The sequence below is a fragment of the Sphingobacterium sp. UBA2610 genome, assembly GCF_002339225.1.
GTDB lineage: Bacteria > Bacteroidota > Bacteroidia > Sphingobacteriales > Sphingobacteriaceae > Sphingobacterium > Sphingobacterium multivorum.
The window spans coordinates 246,327-260,041 of sequence record NZ_DDKA01000001.1; the positions used below are offsets into that span (position 1 = coordinate 246,327).

The window sequence follows — 13,715 nt, forward strand, 5'->3', positions numbered from 1 at the left end:
ACAACTAAAAATAAGGCATACAGACGATCATTAGTTATTCACAAGCGAATACCTTCGTTCTCGATCATTTGGACAGCCTATTTGGTCCAGCTAATCGTTATTCTTCGCCAGATAGATAAACAGCGAATTACACATAACAACAGCATTAACCAAGAGTTAAAAACAGTACAAAGCAACCTAATAACCAAAACAATAAAGTGCTTATATAAAGTAAAAATACATATAAATACAAGTCCCTTTGATCAGATGACGTAGACAATTAATGAAAAACCAGCATCTATTCTATAAGCTGGTATAGTTTAAAATAGCTTTAAATCTATTTTATTACCATCTTTGTTTTCATGATGAATTACATTTATCCCTTCATTCTAGCGATGCATTCTTTATGGAGATGGGAAGTACTGATTATACTAGCAATTAGTCTTTCAACCTTTTTTTATAAGAAAAAACAGCAGCTTCTATTCTCCCCTATCGATCAATTTCTTGTAAAAACCACGGTTATTTCTTTCTATATTCAGCTAGTTTTAGGTATTAATCTCTATATACTGAGCCCCATCACACAGTACTTCCTACGACATTTCGACGAAGCAGTCCACCTGAGGCAAATTCGCTTCTTCTGTATGGAGCACAGTAGCATGATGATTATGGCTGCAATTTGCCTGACATTGGGTGCCCATAAAAGCAAAAACGCCGATACAAACGATCGACGTTTTAAAACATTATTAATCTGGTTTGGACTAGCTTTACTGATCATCCTTAGTTCTATTCCTTGGGAATTCTCTCCCTTGACAAGCAGACCGAGTTTTCGATCATTTTAATTAGCTATTTTTCCAGTTGGCTTTTCTTTTATTACGCATGGCATCCATTCCCTCCTTGAAATCATTGGTTTTACGCAAATCTGCCAAGCTCTCTAAGAGAAAGTTATACTTATCATCATAATCTTGCTCTTTTAGCCTTCGCAGTGCAACAAAACCTCTCGATATAGCCAAAGGAGCATTTTTAAGAATAGTTTCTCTCAATTCAACCAAGGCAGTTTCTTCAACATCCAAAATTCCGGACAGAATACCCTTATCCAGCGCATCTCCCGCAGAAAAAGAATCTCCCCTGATACAAAGATCCATCGCTTTTCTTTCAGGCATATATTCCATTAGCAAGGCCAACACCTGAAATGGAAAGAGTCCGATTTTTACTTCTGGCAAAGAAAAACGTACATGTGGCAGTGCAAACAAATAAGTGCAAGATAATGCAATCAAAAAACCACCTGCAATAACATCTCCCCTAACAACACAGATTGAAGGCTTATCTAAACAGGCAAATATTTCTGCCAAAGACTTTTCAACCTTTGGAATTGCCGGATTACCAATATCTACTGTAGGATCCTCAAAAGCTTTAAGATCCATACCCGCACAGAACACCGGACCTTCAGCCTCTATTTGTACTAAACGAATATCGGGATTGCTATTCGCCAGATTCAATGCATAGGCAATTTCGTTCACCATAGTCGGACTAAAAGCATTCCTTTTATCCGAACGAGCTAGCGTCAAATTGAACACATGCTGCTCAACGTGCACCTTTATAAAATTCAGTTTTTCCATCTCAAAAATCCCTACAAAATCATTTGCCTGAAGCTATGCTCCAATCCGAGTATTTCAGCATCAGTTCCTCGTCCAAAATAACGCAACAAGAGTTCTGAAGGTATATTGCCAACCAAATCATCTTTTGCAAATGGACAACCGCCATAACCAAGCAATGCGCCTTCAAATTTACGGCAACCTGCGAGATAAGCGGCTTCAATCTTAGCAAGACTCTCCGCTTGCCTCGCATGAAAATGTGCACCTATTTCCGGTTTTGGAAAACTGGCTTTAACAAAAGTGAATAATGCTGAAATCTGATTCGCATCGGCTTCTGAAGTTGTGTCTGCCAAAGAAAATTCCCGGATACCCAGATCGTATAATTTCCCAATCCATTCTTCTACCAAAAGTGGGGACCACGGATCCTTGTATGGGTTCCCAAAAGCCATGCTAATATAAATAACTAAAGATTTATGATTAGCGTCTGCCAAAAGTTTCATTTCTTTTACTTGCTGATAAGAAGCCGCCAAGCCCATATTGGTATTTCGACGTTGAAATGTTTCCGATATTGAAAATGGATACCCTAAAAAGTCGATTTTTTCCTCTAGAACGGCTTCTTCTACTCCCCGAAGATTGGCGACAATCGCCAATAACTTCACTTTTTCATTCTTTCTGATTCCTTCCAGGACTGCTTTTGTATCCGCCAACTGCGGAACTGCTTTCGGCGAAACGAAAGATCCAAAATCAATAACATCAAACAGCTCACTTTCGATTAACGTATTGATATGTTTAATTTTCTTATCTGTCTCAATAAAGTTATGAAGCCCTTGAACAGCGTCTCTTGGGCAATCAACCAATACAACTTGATCCCTCATCATATGCTATAAAATATCTTTCTCAATCTCTCTGGCGATCACCATTTTCTGAATACTTGAAGTCCCTTCACCTATGGTGCATAGTTTAGCATCTCTAAAAAACTTCTCGGCAGGATAGTCCTTTGTAAATCCATAACCACCAAAGATCTGCACAGATTCATTCGAGACACTAACGGCAGCCTCCGACGCATAAAGTTTAGCCATCGCTCCAATTTTAGAAACACGGTCCCCATGATCCTTTAAATAGCCCGCCTGCCTCGTTAACAATTCGCTTGCCTCTACTTGTGTAGCCATATCTGCAAGTGCAAAAGAAACTGCCTGAAATTCGTAAATCTTTTTCCCAAACTGCTCACGCTCGTGTGCATATTTCAGCGCACACTCGTAAGCTCCGCGAGCAATACCCAAAGAAAGTGCCGCAATCGAAATACGTCCGCCATCCAATAATTTTAAAGCCTGTACAAAGCCCTGTCCTTCCTCACCGATGAGTTGATCCCGATGAATCCGACAATTATCAAAAAAAAGACAGGCAGTTTCTGAGGCACGCATCCCCAATTTATTTTCTTTCTTTCCCGCAGTAAATCCAGGTGTACCTTTCTCAACAATGAAAGCCGACATCCCTTTTTTATCCCCCTTAGCCCCAGTTCGTGCAATAACGACAGCAACACTAGAACTGATGGCATGCGTGATAAAATTTTTAGAACCATTTAACACGTAATGATCACCATCTCTCTCCGCAAATGTCGTCATTCCACCGGCGTCAGAACCGGAACCTGTTTCTGTAAGCCCCCAGGCACCGATCCATTCAGCTGTCGCCAACTTTGGAAGATAACGTTTCTTCTGTTCTTCACTGGCAAAGCTTAATATATGATTTGTGCACAAGGAATTATGCGCCGCCACAGAAAGCCCGATTGAACCACATACCTTGGAGATTTCATCCAAAACGGTAATGTATTCCTGATACCCGAGCCCTGATCCGCCATATTCTTCAGGAACGATTACTCCCATGAAACCGTGTTCGCCTAACTTTTTAAAAACTTCTATTGGAAATATTTGGGCTTCGTCCCATTCCATCACATAAGGTTTGATATGATACTGTGCAAAATCTCGTGCACTTTGTCTGATCATATCCATTTGTTGTTTATTTTCAATAAACATAAGCATGAATATTAAATTTACAATCGGTAATTCAATTCAAATATATCAAAATATTTAGGAATAAAATTGCAAATATTTTAAAATTTTATTTTAAATTTATCTAAAAATAAGAAATTCTTAATTTAACAGTTTTTAAAACCAAGATTATAAATTATGAAGGAGCTACTCGCATTACTTCGCCAAAAAAGAGAAAATTTAAAATTCGGTGGCGGCATCGATAAAATAAAAAAACTGAAAGAAAAAGGCAAAATGTCAGCCTGGGAAAGAATAGAATATCTACTGGACCCAGACCGTGAGTATCTTGAAATAGGCATGTTTGCCGGCGAAGGAATGTACAAAGAACATGGTGGATGCATAAACGCAGGATGCGCAGCGGTACTGGGTTATGTAAAATCCAAACTATGCGTAATTGTCTCCAACGACGCGACTGTCAAAGCTGGGGCATGGTTCCCAATTTCTGCCAAGAAAAATCTACGCGCACAAGAAATTGCTATGGAAAACAACTTGCCAATTATCTATTTAGTAGATTCCGCCGGTGTATTTTTACCGCTACAAGATGAAATCTTTCCGGACAAAGAACATTTTGGACGTATATTCCGTAACAATGCCCGAATGTCCTCCATGGGAATACCTCAAATTGCAGCAATTATGGGAAGTTGCGTAGCAGGTGGCGCTTATTTACCTATTATGTCCGACTACGCCTTTATCGTCGAAGGAACGGGATCTGTATTTTTAGCAGGCCCTTACTTGGTCAAATCTGCGATAGGTGAAACTGTAGATGCAGAAACACTCGGCGGAGCTTCTACCCATTCGGAGATATCCGGCGTAACAGACAATAAATTTCCCGACGACCAAAGTTGTTTAGATGCTATAAAAAATGTTATCGATAAAATCGGTGGAAATCCAAAAGCTAATTTCGACAGAAAGATAAGCCTACCCCCAAAAACTGATCCGAGTAAAATAGTAGAGATTCTTCCCGAAGACAGGACAAAACCTTATCGCATGCAGGATATCCTGAATGCAATTGTAGACGCAGAGACTTTAGAAGAATACAAGCCAGATTATGGAAAAACCATTGTATGCGGCCTCGCCCGCATAGATGGCTGGGCTGTCGGGATCGTTGCTAATCAACGCGAGATCATTAAAGCCAAAAAACCTGGCAACACCATGGAAATGCAGATGGGCGGGGTTATCTATAGTGATTCAGCAGATAAGGCGGCGCGCTTCATCATGAATTGCAACCAGCAGCGCATTCCACTTGTTTTTTTTCAGGACGTCACTGGTTTTATGGTAGGGAGCCGATCTGAACAAGGGGGGATTATCAAAGACGGCGCAAAAATGGTCAATGCAATGGCCAACTCCGTAGTCCCAAAATTTACATTTATTGTCGGAAACAGTTATGGCGCAGGAAATTATGCAATGTGTGGAAAAGCGTATGACCCACGACTAATCTACGCTTGGCCTACCGCCCAAATGGCAGTCATGAGCGGTGCCGCAGCAGGCAAAACACTGTTTCAAATCCAAGAATCAGCTTTAAAGGCCAAAGGTCAAGAAATTAATGAAGAAGAGAAAAACGACCTCCTTAAATCCATCGAAGACCGGTACAACGAGCAATTGAGCCCATATTACGCTGCTGCGAGACTATGGGTTGATGGAATTATAGCACCTGAAGAAACACGAAAAGTTATCAGCATGGGAATTGAAGCTGCCAACGAAAAACCTATCTTAGACCGGTATAATGTAGGTGTTATACAGGTCTGAGTGGAGTAAAGTTAAATTCGAAAACCCCTCAAACGGCAAACTTCGTCATCTGAGGGGGTTTTTAAATTAGCTATTTTATAGCTATATTTAGGATCTTCTCCAGATTTTGCTAATCGCTTCAAAGTCCAACAAAGATTCTCGATTCCGCATAATGTCTACTGACACCGCTTTTTCTACAGGTATCCCCGAAAAGATTTTCTTAATAGGCAGCTCCAGTTTTTTACCGCTTAACGTATAAGGAATAGCCGCTACTTGAAAAATATCGTCAGGCACATGTCGCGGACTATATTGCTGCCGAAGCACCCGTTTAATCTCACCTTTTAACATGTCATTCAATAAGCCAGTGTCCAATTGAACAAAAAGCAACATATCAGATGATCCATCTTCATGATCTACGCAAATAACCAAACTATCCAAGACCCCCTCGGTTCTATTTAAAACATTATAGATCTCCGCAGTACCAATACGTACGCCGCCACGGTTCAGAGTTGCATCTGAACGCCCGTACATAATTACTCCATCATGGTCAGTAATCTTAATCCAGTCACCATGACTCCAAACACCGCTATATTTATCAAAATAACTATCGAAGTATTTTTTATTCGCCCCATCGTTCCAAAAATAGATGGGCATGCAGGGCATGGGAGCTAAAATAACGAGTTCTCCAACCTCCCCATAAAGTGGATGACCATTCTCATCAAATGCTTCTATCTTAGCTCCTAAGGTGCGGCATTGAATCTCTCCTGCATAAACATCACGCAAAGTGCACCCCGAAAGAAAGGCGCTGCAAACGTCTGTACCACCACTTAATGAGACAATTTGACTTTTTGGAAACTGTACATTTAGCCATTCAAACACATCTGGCGGAAGTGGTGAGCCTGTTGACCCTATTGTTTTCGGCTGATAAGCCATGGATTTTAAATCTTGATCTTGACAGGAGATGAGATAAGCAGCCCCAACGCCAAAATGATCCACCTTACTTTCTTGTGCAAACCTCCATAAACTCAATTTGTCGGGATAATTCGTAGCTCCATCATATATACACAATGTATTTCCCATTAAAAGGGCCGAAAGCGCATAATTCCACATCATCCATCCTGTAGTAGAATACCACATAAATCGATCGCCGTCTTGCACATTTTGATGCAGTCCAAGTGCTTTCATATGTTCCAGCAGCATACCACCAACTCCATGTGTAATGGCTTTAGGCTTCCCGGTAGTTCCCGAAGAATACAAAATCCATATTGGAGCATCAAAAGGCATTGCCGTAAATTGGAGCTTAACTTGTGTAAGATCCTTTTTCAGAATCTCTTCCCAAATAGGATCATCAATCAAAACACAAGCCACTAATGATGGTAGCCGCTGCGAAAGTTGCTGAATACTTTCCGCCTTTTCAAAAAGACGTCCATTATAGTAATAACTGGAATTTGCGAAGAGTACTTTGGGTTCAATCTGCTCAAAACGTTCCTGAATACTTGCCTCCCCAAAGTCGGGCGAACAACAGGACCAAACCGCACCGATGGAATTAGCAGCCAAAAATAACGCAACTGCTTCGATGCCATTAATCAATACACCAGCTACACGATCTCCACTTTGTACACCTAATTCTTTCAAATAGACTTGGAGTCTGAGAACCATGGATTCCAACTCAGTCCATGACACCTCTCTTTTAGCATGCTGTTCAGATTGAAAGATTAATGCAGGACGCTTTTCCGTTGTGTTCCGAAATACGTGTTCAGCATAATTCAAAGTAGCCCCACTAAACCACTTTGTCCCAATAAAGCTTGTGGAATCTGCCGGTAACTCGACAATGTTTGTAGGAGCTGAATGAAATTTTAAATTAAAATAGGCGGCTATACTCTTCCAAAAATTAGCCAGTTCCGTCGTTGACCATGCCCAAAGGTCCTGATAGGATGGAAAGAATAAGCCATGCTCATTCTCCACATATTGTTTAAACTTATTGATCTCAGCTAGAGATTTTTGCTCTTCTGTTGGGCTCCAGAGTAATTTTCCCATAATAGTTAGCTATAAAACGGTTATATTCAAACTTAGGTAAATTTACGTGTATATGCAATTTTAAATAGCTATAACGCCCTATAACAACACACTGTATTTTCGGATTAAATACAGATGTTAAATTATAATACTTCAATAGCCGTATTCATTTCTACCGGATGCCCCGTGCACAAAAGTATCCTTCCTTGTTCAACTTCGCGATCTGTTAAAACCTCATTATAATCCATTCTTACTTTACCTCTTGTACACTGTGAAATACAGGTACTACACATACCGGATTTACAAGAATACGGCAACTTAATTTTATGTTCCAGCCCGATGTCCAAAATAGATTTGTTATATGGCACTTCAAGATTATAGGTTTTACCTTGAAAATATAATTCGATAGCATAGGTCGTTGTATCAACTTCCTTTTCGGTCTCGTCATCATCATCCTCTTCATTTTCGGGCAATAGAAATGTCTCTCGTTTTATCTGATTGGAATCAAATCCCATCCCCAAAAGGGTAAAACGACATAGATCCATATAAATCACAGGACCGCAGGTATAAAACAAGGCATCTTCCTTATTTCCAAACAAATGATCGTTAACAATAGCATGTATATAATCTCTATTCAACCTGGCCTTCATCAAGTTTTTACTATTGGAGTAAATCCACACAATTGTTAAACGATCAGGAAATCGGTCTGCCCAACCCTCCAATTCGGATCGAAACGGTGTTAATTCCAGCGTACTATTACTGTAAATTAACACTATTTTAGACTTACTTTCCGCAAGAAGCGCTGTTTTGAGAATAGCGTACAAGGGTGTGATGCCAATTCCAGCAGCAAACAAAAATAAGGTCCGAATCTTTTCCGGTTCAGGTTCATATACAAACAAACCCTGAGGTTCCATCGCGTTGACGATATCCCCCTCCACAATAGTATGGTGGAGCAGTCGAGATATTTCCCCATTTTCGACACGCTTAACAGTGATGCTTAAGGGCTCATTATTATCCGGCGAACTATTAAAAGAATAAGAACGACGTACCTCACGGTCACCAAACACAAAAGAAAGCGTAATAAACTGCCCAGCTTTATAGGAAGGATAGTCTCCTGCTATAGACTCAAGCTGAAAAGTAAGGTTATTATTAGGTTGGGGGATGATTTTTGAAATCCTTAATGTATACATAGATCAAACTTAGCTAAATTTGATTTTATAAACAATTATAATTCTTTAGCCAACCTGTCCTATAACTGCCATGAAATGCCTTTAAAACAATAGAAATTAGGGGTAGCAAAATTACCGTACATCAAAATTCGAAACAAAGTATGCTGCTCTACAGATGAATTTATAACAATTTTGTTGTATTACAATTAACAGACAATTCTTGGACAATATTTGCAAAATTTCACGTTATATTTATATCAAAACTAATCACAATAAGATTATATGCAAACACGCAGAAACTTCCTTCAAAATGCAGCAAAAGCTACGCTAGGCATCGCTGTATCTGGATCAATATTACAAGATATTGCTTCCGCGAAAGCTACTGAATTACATGCCGCTACCTTAAAGTTTTCCCAAGTAAAATTACCATTCAGTTATGCCGCTTTGGAGCCTAATATTGATGCGTTGACGATGGAAATCCATTATACAAAGCACCATATGGCCTATATTAATGCCGTTAACGAAGCCATTCTTGCTGAAAACATCAAGGAAGCCTCAGAGGAGCAACTTCTAGCAAACATATCTAAGTACTCTCCAAAAGCAAGGAATAATGCTGGAGGAGCCTGGAACCATAACTTTTTTTGGGAAAGTCTGTCCGATAAGCCGAGCCAGCCATCCGAAAAATTATTGACTATGATCAATAAGACATTTGGTTCTCTAGACAAATTCAAAGAACAGTTTGCCGCTGCAGCAACCTCACGATTCGGTTCGGGATGGGCCTGGTTGCTTTTGGATGACTCAGGTAACTTAAAAATTAGCTCTACTCCAAACCAAGACAATCCTTTAATGGATGTTGCAGAGGTAAAAGGTATTCCCATTTTAGGTCTTGATGTATGGGAGCATGCTTATTACCTGCACTATCAAAACAAAAGAGCTGATTATATTAAAAATTGGTGGAATATTGTGAATTGGAAAAAAGTCAATGAAAGACTAGCATAAAAAAAGCTCGATTATTACTAATCGAGCTTTTTTTATATTCGCTATGAACCAACCTACCCTAGCTTTTCTTTTAATTTGTTGACCTGAAAGTCAACCAATTTTTGAAGCGGCCCAGAAGCGATCATTTTCATCATCATGTTGAGATCAGCATCTATGATAAAGGTTGCCTTTGTCACTGTATCAGCAATAACTTGCAATTCCCAACGAAGAGTTACGTCAAAAGGTGCCTTCTCTAAAGGAGTCAACTTAATAAGATGATTCTCAACACGCTCTTCTACGCGAAGAGCCAATTTTGCCATATTCTGTATTGTAAATCGCGCCTCGTCCGTAGTCGAAGACCAATTGTAGATATTTTCAGGCATCAACTGCTCATGATTGTTGAGATCCGCCAAAAACGCATACACCTCGCCGACATTTTTGTTGATTTCTGTTGTATTCTGAATAGTAGTCATAACGATAAATTAATCCTCTTTATTGAAAATTGTCGCCCCAAGTAGCCGGGTTCAATCGCCACTTTTTCAAGATCTCAATATCCTCTTCCAATACATAACTATTTTCAGCAGCGACCTGAATCAAAGCATCATAATTACATAGACTGAAATAAGGACATTTTGCATCAGCAAAATTATCAGTAGCTTGTTGCAATCCATAAGTAAAAATAGACACCAAGCCAACAACATTGCAGCCAGCCTCACGTAACGCCTTTACAGCCACTAAACTACTCTTACCTGTCGAAATTAGATCTTCAATTACAACTACGCGTTGACCGCTAACTACTTCACCTTCAATTAAATTCTGACGACCATGATCCTTAGCTGAGCTTCTGACATAAGAAAATGGTAGTCCCAAATCTTGTGCTACCAAAACGCCTTGTGGAATACCTGCCGTAGCAACTCCAGAAATCATATCCACTGATCCAAACTCTTCTTGAATAAGCTTAGAAAGCTTTTGACGAATGTATGTACGAATCGCAGGATGAGATAAAGTGATACGGTTATCACAGTAAATTGGAGACTTCCAACCCGACGCCCATGTAAAAGGACTTTTAGGTTGCAATTTTATTGCTTTAATTTGCAATAAGGATTCAGCAACTTTTTGTTCAACCTCATTTAAATTATTCATGGCGCAAATTTATAAAATTTATATGAACGAAACCGTGCTAATTTTAGCAGATTTTGTTCCATCGAAAATCAAAAACCCACAAACAATTAGTTTTCAAGAGATTGACCTCCAAAAACTTTTCAAACAATCTGAAATTGATAAAGTTCCAAAAACATATCTCTACATCAACAAGGATTTTGAAACCGTATTTCAAAACTTAAAAAATAAAATTAAGCTCATTAAAGCTGCAGGTGGGCTGGTGAAAAATGGTGATGGAGACTATCTTTTTATCTACCGATTAGGAAAATGGGATCTTCCGAAAGGTAAAGTGGAAGAAAATGAAAAAATGCGGGAAGCAGCTGTACGCGAAGTTGAAGAGGAATGTGGCATCAAAATCAACTACTTAGGAAAAAAAATCACCACATCATACCATACCTATTTTTTGCGAAATGGAGAATTCGTCTTAAAAGCAACGAACTGGTATGAAATGGGAGTCAACAAAGTCCCTAAATTGATTCCGCAAACTGCAGAAGATATCACAAAAGCAGAATGGCGTCATGTGGACCAATTTGAAGACATACGCAACAATACTTACCCCATTATCGAAAATATCCTAAAAAAGGCAAAATAAATTGCCTTTCTTAGGATCATCTGACAGGAATAAAAAAGATCATGCCTATTTTTATATTATGGAAAATATAACAGGAAAAAGAGCCTTAATTACGGGTGGTGCGCGAGGATTGGGGAAAGCGATTGCCTATGCATTAGCGAAAGAAGGTGTTCATATCGCGATTACCGGTAGAAATGAAGCTGCTTTAAAGGATACGGCCACGGAACTTGCCGAGCTGGGCACTGAGGTCACTTATGCCGTCTTTGACGTATCAAATTATAGTGCAGTACAGGAGGAGATCGAGCGATTGAAAAATACCTTCGGTAGCTTTGACATATTAGTTAACAATGCGGGAGTAGCATCGTTTTCCACTGTGCTCGACATGGATGTTGCCGATTGGACATCGATCATTCAAACGAATCTCCTGGGTACATATTTTGTTACAAAAACTATTCTTCCGCAACTGATTGAAAAAAATCAAGGCGATATCATAATGGTATCTTCGACTGCCGGATTAAATGGCGCAGCCACCACTTCCGCTTATAGTGCATCGAAGTTTGGCGTCATCGGCTTCGCCGATTCTTTAATGCGGGAAGTACGGAAAAACAATATTCGGGTATGTACACTTATGCCTAGTACGATTGCCTCGGATATGTCCAAAGATCTTGGACTTACCGATGGTGATCCAGAAAAAGTTCTTCAGCCTGAAGATTTCGCGGAGCTGATCATTGCTAATTTAAAACTACCAAGAAGAGCCATGTTAAAATCAGCTTCTTTATGGTCTACAAATCCCTAATAATCGAATAGCTATTCATCAGGGTCAAATACAGCCCTTTTAATAGCTTTCTTTTATGATACAAAGAAATTGATTAAGATAGGAGCTTTCATTGCTCCTATCTTCTATAAACAAGCAATTATGAGTCAATTATTTTCATCAGTAAACATCGGAAATTTACAATTGAAAAATCGTTTGGTTGTATCCCCAATGTGTCAATACTCGGCAAAAGATGGTTTTGCAAATAACTGGCATTTGGTTCATTTGGGCCAATTTGCAATCGGCGGAGCTGCAGCAGTAATACAAGAAGCAACAGCAGTTAGCCCTGACGGTCGAATCAGTGATGGAGACCTTGGTTTATGGGACGACCAGCATATCGAAAAATTAAAAGAAATAACCGAGTTCATTAAAGCAAATAATTCCATACCTGGCATACAACTTGCCCATGCAGGCCGCAAAGCAAGCAGCAATAAACCTTGGCTTGGCAGGAATCAATTTTCACCAACGGACCCTCAGGGCTGGCAAACAGTTGCTCCATCTGCAATAGCTTTCCATGCAGGAGATTATGAACCACAGGAACTTGATGTTTCCGCCATTGAAAATCTGATTGAACAATTTGGAACAGCGACGAAAAGAGCAATCCAAGCCGGCTATGAAATTATTGAACTCCATGCAGCACATGGATATCTGATCCATCAATTTCTTTCACCACTGAGCAACTTACGAAAAGACACTTTCGGCGGGATCTTTGAAAATAGAATACGCTTTCTTATTGAAATTGTGAAAAGAGTAAAACAAGAAATAACAAGCCAAAGTTTATGGGTACGTATTTCAGCAACTGACTGGGCCGAAGCCGGCTGGGACTTAAAGCAATCCATAGCCTTATCACAACAGCTATATGCATTGGGGGTAGACCTGATTGATGTTTCAAGTGGAGGATTGGTCTCCTATCAAAAAATAGATGTAGGACCAGCATATCAGCTCCCTTTCGCCACTGCTATTAAGGAGAATACCAAGAATAACGTTGCCACTGTAGGTTTAATTAAAACTGCTATTGAAGCATCCGAGATCATTACGCGAAAGCAAGCAGATTTAATCTTAATCGCACGGGGATTTCTTGATGATCCACACCTTCCATTACATTTTGCCAAAGAATTAGACGCTGAAGTTCCTTGGCCTAAACAATATGAAAGAGCAAAATAATAGGAGAGACATGGTAAAATAGTCTGTATATGCTCCATATCCTAAACGGACAAAAGATATAACAAATGCCATGAGATAAGTATTTAAAGATGAAATTAAACCTCAACAAGATACATCATATTGCCATTATCTGTAGCAATTATGAACGTTCAAAGAAATTCTACACGGGCATACTGGGCCTGGAGATTGCTAGAGAATATTATCGTGCGGAACGTGATTCTTACAAACTGGACCTCAAACTCAACGATCATTACATTATAGAACTTTTTTCGTTCCCATCACCGCCTAATCGGCTCAGCTTTTCAGATGCTGCCGGTTTAAGACATCTTGCATTCGAAGTCGATAATCTCGACATCGAATTAAATAAGCTCGAAAAAGCAGGTGTATCACATGAAGGGATCAGAATAGACGAGTTAACAAATAAACGCTTTACATTCTTCTTTGATCCTGATCAGGTTCCAATAGAACTATACGAACGTTAAAACAGAAAGCGGCATTGAT

The 13,715-nt window shown here is 39.6% G+C and carries 14 protein-coding genes; 7 read left to right on the forward strand and 7 right to left on the reverse strand.

Annotation, left to right across the window (positions count from 1 at the left end; genetic code table 11):
- Nucleotides 1-341 precede the first annotated feature (341 nt).
- On the forward strand, nt 342-818 hold the full coding sequence (locus tag B4Z47_RS01110; protein ID WP_115050689.1) for a hypothetical protein: 477 nt from the start codon (nt 342-344) through the stop codon (nt 816-818).
- Here B4Z47_RS01110 and B4Z47_RS01115 read toward each other — a convergent pair whose 3' ends face one another.
- Genes B4Z47_RS01115 through B4Z47_RS01125 form a run of 3 tightly spaced genes read right to left on the reverse strand, consistent with a single transcriptional unit; the run spans nt 819 to nt 3,601 of the window.
- Nucleotides 819-1,595 carry an enoyl-CoA hydratase/isomerase family protein gene (locus tag B4Z47_RS01115; RefSeq protein WP_070567727.1) on the reverse strand — a complete coding sequence of 259 codons (777 nt, stop codon included), beginning with the start codon at nt 1,593-1,595 and terminating at the stop codon, nt 819-821.
- 11 nt (nt 1,596-1,606) lie between these two features.
- A complete protein-coding gene (locus B4Z47_RS01120; RefSeq protein ID WP_115050687.1) occupies nt 1,607-2,449 on the reverse strand; it encodes a hydroxymethylglutaryl-CoA lyase in 843 nt (280 codons plus the stop codon).
- 3 nt (nt 2,450-2,452) lie between these two features.
- A complete protein-coding gene (locus tag B4Z47_RS01125; RefSeq protein WP_070567729.1) occupies nt 2,453-3,601 on the reverse strand; it encodes an acyl-CoA dehydrogenase family protein in 1,149 nt (382 codons plus the stop codon).
- Nucleotides 3,602-3,754: 153 nt separating this feature from the next.
- On the opposite strand from B4Z47_RS01125, the gene B4Z47_RS01130 reads away from it, so the two are divergent.
- A complete protein-coding gene (locus B4Z47_RS01130; RefSeq protein ID WP_115050685.1) occupies nt 3,755-5,362 on the forward strand; it encodes an acyl-CoA carboxylase subunit beta in 1,608 nt (535 codons plus the stop codon).
- A gap of 87 nt (nt 5,363-5,449) precedes the next feature.
- Here B4Z47_RS01130 and B4Z47_RS01135 read toward each other — a convergent pair whose 3' ends face one another.
- Nucleotides 5,450-7,378 carry an acetoacetate--CoA ligase gene (locus tag B4Z47_RS01135; protein WP_115050683.1) on the reverse strand — a complete coding sequence of 643 codons (1,929 nt, stop codon included), beginning with the start codon at nt 7,376-7,378 and terminating at the stop codon, nt 5,450-5,452.
- Nucleotides 7,379-7,500: 122 nt separating this feature from the next.
- The gene (locus B4Z47_RS01140; RefSeq protein ID WP_115050681.1) at nt 7,501-8,547 is read right to left on the reverse strand and encodes a ferredoxin--NADP reductase; all 1,047 of its coding nucleotides are present in this window, start codon (nt 8,545-8,547) and stop codon (nt 7,501-7,503) included.
- A gap of 261 nt (nt 8,548-8,808) precedes the next feature.
- Between B4Z47_RS01140 and B4Z47_RS01145 the strand changes: the two genes are divergently transcribed.
- Nucleotides 8,809-9,525, forward strand: coding sequence for a superoxide dismutase (locus B4Z47_RS01145; protein WP_115050679.1), 717 nt, complete (start codon nt 8,809-8,811; stop codon nt 9,523-9,525).
- A 53-nt stretch (nt 9,526-9,578) separates the two neighbouring features.
- On the opposite strand, the gene B4Z47_RS01150 is transcribed toward B4Z47_RS01145, so the two are convergent.
- Nucleotides 9,579-9,977: an SRPBCC family protein gene (locus tag B4Z47_RS01150; protein ID WP_070567739.1), complete on the reverse strand. Its 399-nt coding sequence runs from the start codon at nt 9,975-9,977 to the stop codon at nt 9,579-9,581.
- Between the two features lie 19 nt (nt 9,978-9,996).
- Complete coding sequence (gene pyrE, locus B4Z47_RS01155; protein WP_070567741.1) at nt 9,997-10,647, reverse strand: orotate phosphoribosyltransferase; 651 nt, start codon at nt 10,645-10,647, stop codon at nt 9,997-9,999.
- Between the two features lie 22 nt (nt 10,648-10,669).
- On the opposite strand from pyrE, the gene B4Z47_RS01160 reads away from it, so the two are divergent.
- From B4Z47_RS01160 to B4Z47_RS01175, 4 genes are all read left to right on the forward strand, one after another.
- Nucleotides 10,670-11,257, forward strand: coding sequence for an NUDIX domain-containing protein (locus B4Z47_RS01160; RefSeq protein ID WP_236560231.1), 588 nt, complete (start codon nt 10,670-10,672; stop codon nt 11,255-11,257).
- Between the two features lie 58 nt (nt 11,258-11,315).
- Nucleotides 11,316-12,032 carry a 3-ketoacyl-ACP reductase gene (locus B4Z47_RS01165; protein WP_070567745.1) on the forward strand — a complete coding sequence of 239 codons (717 nt, stop codon included), beginning with the start codon at nt 11,316-11,318 and terminating at the stop codon, nt 12,030-12,032.
- Between the two features lie 120 nt (nt 12,033-12,152).
- On the forward strand, nt 12,153-13,214 hold the full coding sequence (locus B4Z47_RS01170) for an NADH:flavin oxidoreductase/NADH oxidase (protein WP_070567747.1): 1,062 nt from the start codon (nt 12,153-12,155) through the stop codon (nt 13,212-13,214).
- 89 nt (nt 13,215-13,303) lie between these two features.
- On the forward strand, nt 13,304-13,696 hold the full coding sequence (locus B4Z47_RS01175; RefSeq protein WP_115050677.1) for a VOC family protein: 393 nt from the start codon (nt 13,304-13,306) through the stop codon (nt 13,694-13,696).
- Nucleotides 13,697-13,715: the final 19 nt, after the last annotated feature.

Excerpts from the sequence above, each read along its gene's own strand:
- B4Z47_RS01165 (WP_070567745.1), top strand. The coding sequence starts at position 11,316 with ATGGAAAATATAACAGGAAAAAGAGCCTTAATTACGGGTGGTGCGCGA.
- B4Z47_RS01160 (WP_236560231.1), top strand. The coding sequence starts at position 10,670 with ATGAACGAAACCGTGCTAATTTTAGCAGATTTTGTTCCATCGAAAATC.
- B4Z47_RS01135 (WP_115050683.1), bottom strand. The coding sequence starts at position 7,378 with ATGGGAAAATTACTCTGGAGCCCAACAGAAGAGCAAAAATCTCTAGCT.
- B4Z47_RS01130 (WP_115050685.1), top strand. The coding sequence starts at position 3,755 with ATGAAGGAGCTACTCGCATTACTTCGCCAAAAAAGAGAAAATTTAAAA.
- B4Z47_RS01125 (WP_070567729.1), bottom strand. The coding sequence starts at position 3,601 with ATGTTTATTGAAAATAAACAACAAATGGATATGATCAGACAAAGTGCA.
- B4Z47_RS01120 (WP_115050687.1), bottom strand. The coding sequence starts at position 2,449 with ATGATGAGGGATCAAGTTGTATTGGTTGATTGCCCAAGAGACGCTGTT.
- B4Z47_RS01150 (WP_070567739.1), bottom strand. The coding sequence starts at position 9,977 with ATGACTACTATTCAGAATACAACAGAAATCAACAAAAATGTCGGCGAG.
- pyrE (WP_070567741.1), bottom strand. The coding sequence starts at position 10,647 with ATGAATAATTTAAATGAGGTTGAACAAAAAGTTGCTGAATCCTTATTG.
- B4Z47_RS01145 (WP_115050679.1), top strand. The coding sequence starts at position 8,809 with ATGCAAACACGCAGAAACTTCCTTCAAAATGCAGCAAAAGCTACGCTA.
- B4Z47_RS01140 (WP_115050681.1), bottom strand. The coding sequence starts at position 8,547 with ATGTATACATTAAGGATTTCAAAAATCATCCCCCAACCTAATAATAAC.
- B4Z47_RS01175 (WP_115050677.1), top strand. The coding sequence starts at position 13,304 with ATGAAATTAAACCTCAACAAGATACATCATATTGCCATTATCTGTAGC.
- B4Z47_RS01110 (WP_115050689.1), top strand. The coding sequence starts at position 342 with ATGATGAATTACATTTATCCCTTCATTCTAGCGATGCATTCTTTATGG.
- B4Z47_RS01170 (WP_070567747.1), top strand. The coding sequence starts at position 12,153 with ATGAGTCAATTATTTTCATCAGTAAACATCGGAAATTTACAATTGAAA.
- B4Z47_RS01115 (WP_070567727.1), bottom strand. The coding sequence starts at position 1,595 with ATGGAAAAACTGAATTTTATAAAGGTGCACGTTGAGCAGCATGTGTTC.